Raw genomic sequence first — 5755 nt, 5'->3', positions numbered from 1 at the left:
GGGGGACCCTGTGGGAGAGTAGGACACCGCCGGACTTCTTTTCAGTCGAAATGGCCACCCAAAGCTGGGTGGCCATTTCGCATTTACGGGGTATTTTTCTTCCGGGAGGTCAGTCATGTCGACGGACGACGCGAACGAGCGCAAGGGTAACGAAGGGCGCTCCGGTGACCGTTCGTTCGGACGAGGACAGTCCTCCGGAGGAAGCAACTCCGCCGGCCGCAGCGATCGACCCTTCCGCCGCGAGGGAGACCGCCCGGCCCGCCGAGAGGGCGACCGAGCGCCCCGCTCGGGCGCAGACCGCCCCGTGCGGCGCGAGGGAGATCGTCCCTTCCGCTCGAACGGAGATCGTCCCGTCCGTCGCGATGGTGACCGTCCCGTTCGTCGTGAGGGGGATGCGCGACCGTTCCGTCGTGACGGTGACCGTCCCGAGCGTCGTAACGGTGACCGTCCTGTCCGTCGTGATGGTGATCGTCCCGTTCGTCGTGAGGGGGATGCGCGTCCGTTCCGTCGTGACGGTGACCGTCCTGTCCGTCGTGATGGTGATCGTCCCGTTCGTCGTGAGGGGGATGCGCGTCCGTTCCGTCGTGACGGTGACCGTCCCGTTCGTCGTGATGGTGATCGTCCCGTTCGTCGTGAGGGGGATGCGCGTCCGTTCCGTCGTGACAGTGACCGTCCCGAGCGGCGCGACGGTGACCGTCCGTTCCGTCGCGACGGTGACCGTCCCGTTCGCCGTGAGGGGGATCGTCCCGTTCGTCGTGAGGGGGATGCGCGTCCGTTCCGTCGCGACAGTGACCGTCCCGTCCGTCGCGACGGCGATTCGCGCGGTTTCGGCGGCGATCGCCGTCCGTCGCGGGACAGCCGGCCCGGGGCGGGAGCGCCGCGGCGGTTCGACCGCGATGACGCCCGCGCGACGCGCCCGCCGCAGGATCGCCGTGAACGCGGTCCGGAACTCCCCGACGATGTCACCGCTTTCGACCTGCCCGGCGCCGCGCGCAACGAGCTCAAGACGCTCAGCAAGGACAACGCCGACAATGTGGCGCGCCACCTCGCCATGGCGGCGCGTCTGATCGACGACGACCCCGCCCTCGCGCACCAGCACGCCCTCGCCGCCTCCAGGAGCGCCGGCCGTGTCGGCGTCGTCCGCGAAACGGTCGCGATCACCGCCTACGCCGTCGGCGACTTCGCCCTGGCGCTGCGCGAGCTGCGCACCCACCGACGCATCACCGGCTCCGACGAGCAGCTGCCGCTCATCGTCGACAGCGAGCGTGGGGTCGGCCGCCCCGACCGTGCTCTCGAAGAAGGGCGAGCGGTCGACCGCTCGACGCTCTCGGTCCCGGTCCGCGTGCAGCTCGCCATCGCGATGTCGGGCGCCCGACTTGATCTGGGGCAGCCCGACCGCGCTCTCCAGGAGCTCGAGATCCCCGAGGCCGATCCCGACCGCGCCTTCGAGTGGAGTCCGGCTCTGTTCTCGGCTCGTGCTGCCGTGCTGGAAGAACTCGGCCGGGAGGCCGAATCCGCCGAGTGGGAGCGGCGCGCCGACATCGCCGCCGAGGCCCTCGACGCCGCTGCCGGGATCGCGGACCGCGAAGTCATCGTCGTCGAAGAAATCGACCTGATCGATGACGACGGCGCTGTAGACGTGGCATCCGGAGTCATCCCCGTCGAAGACGAGGCCCCGGACCCCGTCGAAGACGAGGCGCCGGACCCCGTCGACGACCGGGCCGACGAGCCGGTCGACGCGGAACCGGACGTCGTCGACGCCGAATCGTCCGAGGGCGGGAACGAGGGGGAGCGGTGATCTTCCGCCGGGCGGCCGAGCAGCCGACTCCCCTCGAGGGCGTCGACGTCGTGCTGGCAGACCTCGACGGGGTCGTCTACGCGGGACCCGGCGCTCTGCCCCACGCGGTGGACAGCCTGAACCGTGCCCAGAACGAGGGGCGCACCCTCGGTTACATCACCAACAACGCCTCGCGCACCGACGCCTCGGTGGCCGAGCACCTCTCCTCCCTCGGCCTACGGGTCGCGCCGAGCGACGTGACCACCAGCCCTCAGGCCGCGATGAGGCTCATGAAGGATCTCGTCCCCGCCGGGGCGACACTGCTCGTCATCGGCGGCGAGGGCCTCGTCGTCGAGGTGGAGAAGGCCGGGTTCACCGTCACGCGGAGCGCGGACGACAGCCCCGCCGCGGTCGTCCAGGGCTTCGCTCCCGAGGTCGGCTGGGCGCAGTTGGCCGAGGCGGCGTACGCGCTCGCGACTCCTCTCGAAGAGGGGGGGATCCCCTGGGTCGCGACCAACACGGATTGGACGATCCCCCAGGCGCGGGGGATCGCACCGGGCAACGGCACTCTCGTCTCGGCGGTTCACACCGCCGTCGGCCGCCTCGCGACGATCGCGGGCAAGCCCGAACGGCCGATCTTCGATGAGGCGATAACGCGGACCAGAGCGCAGTCGCCGTTGTTCATCGGCGACCGCCTCGACACCGACATCCAGGGAGCCAAGACGGCCGAGATGCGCTCGCTGCTCGTGCTGACCGGCATCGACCGGCCCAAGCAGGTGCTGGCCGCTCCTCCCACCCAACGGCCCGACTACATCGTCGAGGACCTGCGGCAGCTGTTCGAGCCGTATCCGGCGACCGTCGTCAAGGGCGAGCGCACGCGCGTGGGCGACGCCGTGGTCGAGATCGACGGGGTCGACCTGCGCATCGTGTCGGAGGGGCGTCCGATCGACCTGCTCCGCGCCGGGGCGGCGGCGATCTGGAACTCGGGCCGCGCCATCTTCGGATTCCGCGTGCCGCCGCAGCTGTACGCCGACCCGTTCCGCGTGCGCTGACGTCGGTAGCATGGCATCCATGTCGGACAGCGCCAGCCCGGATGCCGCCCCCGATCTGATCGATCGCCTGCGACTCATCGAGGACCAGCCGCTCGCGGAGCGCGCGGGCGCCTACGCGGCGGTCCACGACGAGCTCGCCCGGCGTCTCGAATCGGCGCCCGACGACACGTCCGCGTCCCGCCCGTGAGTCCACGACTGGATGCCGAGCTCGCCGCTCGGGGGTTGGCGCGGTCGCGCTCGCACGCCGCCCAGCTCATCGCTGCCGGCCTGGTGAGCGTGGACGGTCGCGCGGTGGTCAAGCCGTCGACCCCGGTCGCCGAGTCCCAGGTCCTCGACGTCGCGGGCGACGACCACTACGTCAGCCGCGCGGCGCACAAGCTCCTCGCCGCGCTGGACGCGTTCCCGATCGACGTCGACGGTCGGGTGGCGCTGGATCTCGGTGCGTCCACCGGCGGATTCACGCAGGTGCTGCGCGAGCGCGGAGCGCGTCCGGTGATGGCGGTCGATGTGGGGCACGGGCAGTTGTCCACCGTCGTGGCATCCGATCCCCACGTCGTGTCGGTCGAGGGGTATAACGTGCGCTTCATGACCGCCGACACCCTCGCCGCCGCGACCGGGGTCGTGGAGCGCCCGCGCATCGTGACCGGTGACCTGTCGTTCATCTCGCTCACGCACGTTCTTCCCGCCGTCGTCGCGACCGCGGAGCCGACCGCCGAGGTCGTCCTGCTCGTCAAACCGCAGTTCGAGGCGGGGCGTACCGCGGTCAAGGGCGGACTGGTGACCGATCCCGCGGTGCGGTCGGACGCGGTTCACGGGGTGCTGTGGGCGGCGTGGGACGTCGGTCTGCGCACCGCCGGCATCATCTCCTCCCCGGTCGTCGGAACGCACGGCAACCAGGAGTACGTCGCGTGGTTCTCGGCCGACCACGGCGCCGACCCCTCAGAATGGGAGAGCACCGTGACCCGACTGACCGGAAGCCGATGACCCCCAGCGATCGCCGAATACTCCTCGTCGTCCACGCGCGCCGAGACGACACCGTCCACGCCGCCGAACGCGTCCTCACCGCGGTGCGCTCGGCCGGAGCGACGCCGGTGGTGTCGGCCGAAGACCGGCCCGAGCTGGCGGAGCGCCTCTCGCTCGACGGGGTGGCGACCCTCGGTGTCGACGTGTCGATCGAGGACGTCGAACTGGCGATCGTGCTCGGCGGGGACGGGACCATCCTGCGTGCGGCGGAGATCGTGCGCGGCGGGACCGCTCCGATCCTCGGGATCAACATGGGGCACGTGGGTTTCCTCGCCGAGATCGAGCGGGACGACATGGACGATGCCGTCCGTCGCGTGATCGCGCGCGACTACACGGTCGAGCAGCGTCTGGCGCTCGCCGTGCGCGTGCTGGACGCCGACGACTCGGTCATCTTCGAGACCTGGGCGTTGAACGAGGCGACGGTCGAGAAGGCGAGCCGCGAACGCATGCTCGAGGTCGTGATGGAGGTGGACGGGCGCCCGCTGTCGTCTTTCGGGTGCGACGGCGTCGTAGTGGCCTCGCCCACGGGATCGACGGCCTACAACTTCTCGGCGGGCGGACCGGTCATCTGGCCGACCGTCGAAGCCATCGCCGTCGTGCCGCTCTCGGCTCACGCGCTGTTCGCCCGGCCGCTCGTGGTCAGCCCCGACGCCACCGTCGCGGTCGAGGTCCTCGAGCGCACCAGCGGCAGCGGCATCCTGTGGTGCGACGGACGGCGCTCGCACGAGCTGCCGCCCGGTGCCCGCGTCGTCGTACGGCGCTCGTCGCGGCCCGTGCGGCTGGCGCGGCTGCACCCCGCGGCGTTCACCGACCGTCTGGTGCGCAAGTTCCGCCTGCCCGTCGCGGGCTGGCGCGGCGCAGCGGGAGGTGTCTCGTGATCGAAGAGATGCGGCTGAAGGACCTCGGCGTCATCGCCGACGCGACCCTGCCGATCGGTCGCGGCTTCACCGCGATCACCGGTGAGACCGGCGCGGGCAAGACCATGGTGGTCACGGGCCTGGGCTTGCTGCTGGGCCAGCGCGCGGACTCCGGCGCGGTGCGCAAGGGCGCGACCCAAGCCGCGGTCGAGGGCGTGTGGCTGGTCCCCGAGGACGGTCCCGTGGCCGCGCGGGTGCGCGAGGCCGGCGGCGACGTCGAGCCGGTCGGCCAGGGCGACGCCGAACTTTACCTGGGACGCACCGTGTCCAGCGAAGGACGCGGACGCGCGACCGTGGGCGGGCGGACGGCCCCGGCCGGGGTGCTCGCCGATCTGGCCGACGACCTCGTCGTCGTGCACGGTCAGTCCGACCAGCTGCGTCTGCGCTCCGCCGGCGCGCAGCGCGACGCGCTCGATCGATTCGGCGGCCACCCCGTCTCGACGGCACGCTCGGCGTACCGCGCTGCCTGGGATTCGTGGCGCACACTCGACGCCGAGCTGACGACGCTCACGGGCGATCGCGACGAGCGCGCGCGCGAGGCGGAGCATCTGCGCGCCGCGATCGCCGAGATCGAGGCGGCCGCTCCCCTCGCGGGAGAAGAGGACGAACTCGCCCGTCGCGCCGAGCGCCTCGCCAACGCCGAGGACCTGCGGGTCGCGGCGGTGACGGCCCACGCCGCGCTGTCGGACGAGGACGGTGGTCCCGATGTCATCACTCTCCTGGCCGAAGCGCGCCGGGCGCTCGAACGCATCTCGGACAGCGACGCGGCCCTCGCCGCGATCGGCGAGCTCGTGGCCGACCTGGGTTATCGCGCGACCGACGCGTCTGTCGCGCTCTCGGGCTATCTGGCCGACCTCGATGAATCCGGCCCCCATGAGCTCGCCGCCGTCGACGAACGACGCGGCGTACTGGCGGGCCTGAGCCGCATCCACGGATCGGTGGATGCCGCGATCGCCCTGCTCGAGACGGGGTCCGCCCGGCTGCTC

Annotated in this window: 6 protein-coding genes and 1 pseudogene; all 7 read left to right on the top strand. The window is 71.7% G+C overall.

Annotation, left to right across the window (positions count from 1 at the left end; translation table 11 throughout):
* Positions 1-1067: hypothetical protein (locus DBR36_RS17645; protein ID WP_181373520.1), on the top strand; the 1067-nt coding region annotated here is incomplete at its 5' end.
* Positions 1034-1798, top strand: a complete 765-nt coding sequence (locus tag DBR36_RS07250) for a hypothetical protein (protein ID WP_181373519.1) — start codon at positions 1034-1036, stop codon at positions 1796-1798. The genes DBR36_RS17645 and DBR36_RS07250, both read left to right, overlap by 34 nt.
* Positions 1798-2829, top strand: a complete 1032-nt coding sequence (locus tag DBR36_RS07245) for an HAD-IIA family hydrolase (RefSeq protein ID WP_108318229.1) — start codon at positions 1798-1800, stop codon at positions 2827-2829. The genes DBR36_RS07250 and DBR36_RS07245 overlap by 1 nt, the downstream gene beginning before the upstream one ends.
* A gap of 19 nt (positions 2830-2848) precedes the next feature.
* Positions 2849-3016, top strand: coding sequence for a hypothetical protein (locus DBR36_RS17640; protein WP_165801301.1), 168 nt, complete (start codon positions 2849-2851; stop codon positions 3014-3016).
* Positions 3013-3813 carry a TlyA family RNA methyltransferase gene (locus tag DBR36_RS07240; RefSeq protein WP_108318226.1) on the top strand — a complete coding sequence of 267 codons (801 nt, stop codon included), beginning with the start codon at positions 3013-3015 and terminating at the stop codon, positions 3811-3813. Before DBR36_RS17640 ends, DBR36_RS07240 begins: the two co-directional genes overlap by 4 nt.
* On the top strand, positions 3810-4730 hold the full coding sequence (locus tag DBR36_RS07235) for an NAD kinase (RefSeq protein WP_108318225.1): 921 nt from the start codon (positions 3810-3812) through the stop codon (positions 4728-4730). The genes DBR36_RS07240 and DBR36_RS07235 overlap by 4 nt, the downstream gene beginning before the upstream one ends.
* A pseudogene (locus DBR36_RS18270) lies at positions 4727-5755 on the top strand (DNA repair protein RecN); the annotation flags it as partial. The gene DBR36_RS07235 and the pseudogene DBR36_RS18270, both read left to right, overlap by 4 nt.

Origin of the sequence: Microbacterium sp. HMWF026 (genome assembly GCF_003061325.1) — a bacterium.
Taxonomy (GTDB): Bacteria; Actinomycetota; Actinomycetes; order Actinomycetales; family Microbacteriaceae; genus Microbacterium; species Microbacterium testaceum_E.
This window is presented reverse-complemented; position numbering and strand designations above follow the sequence as displayed.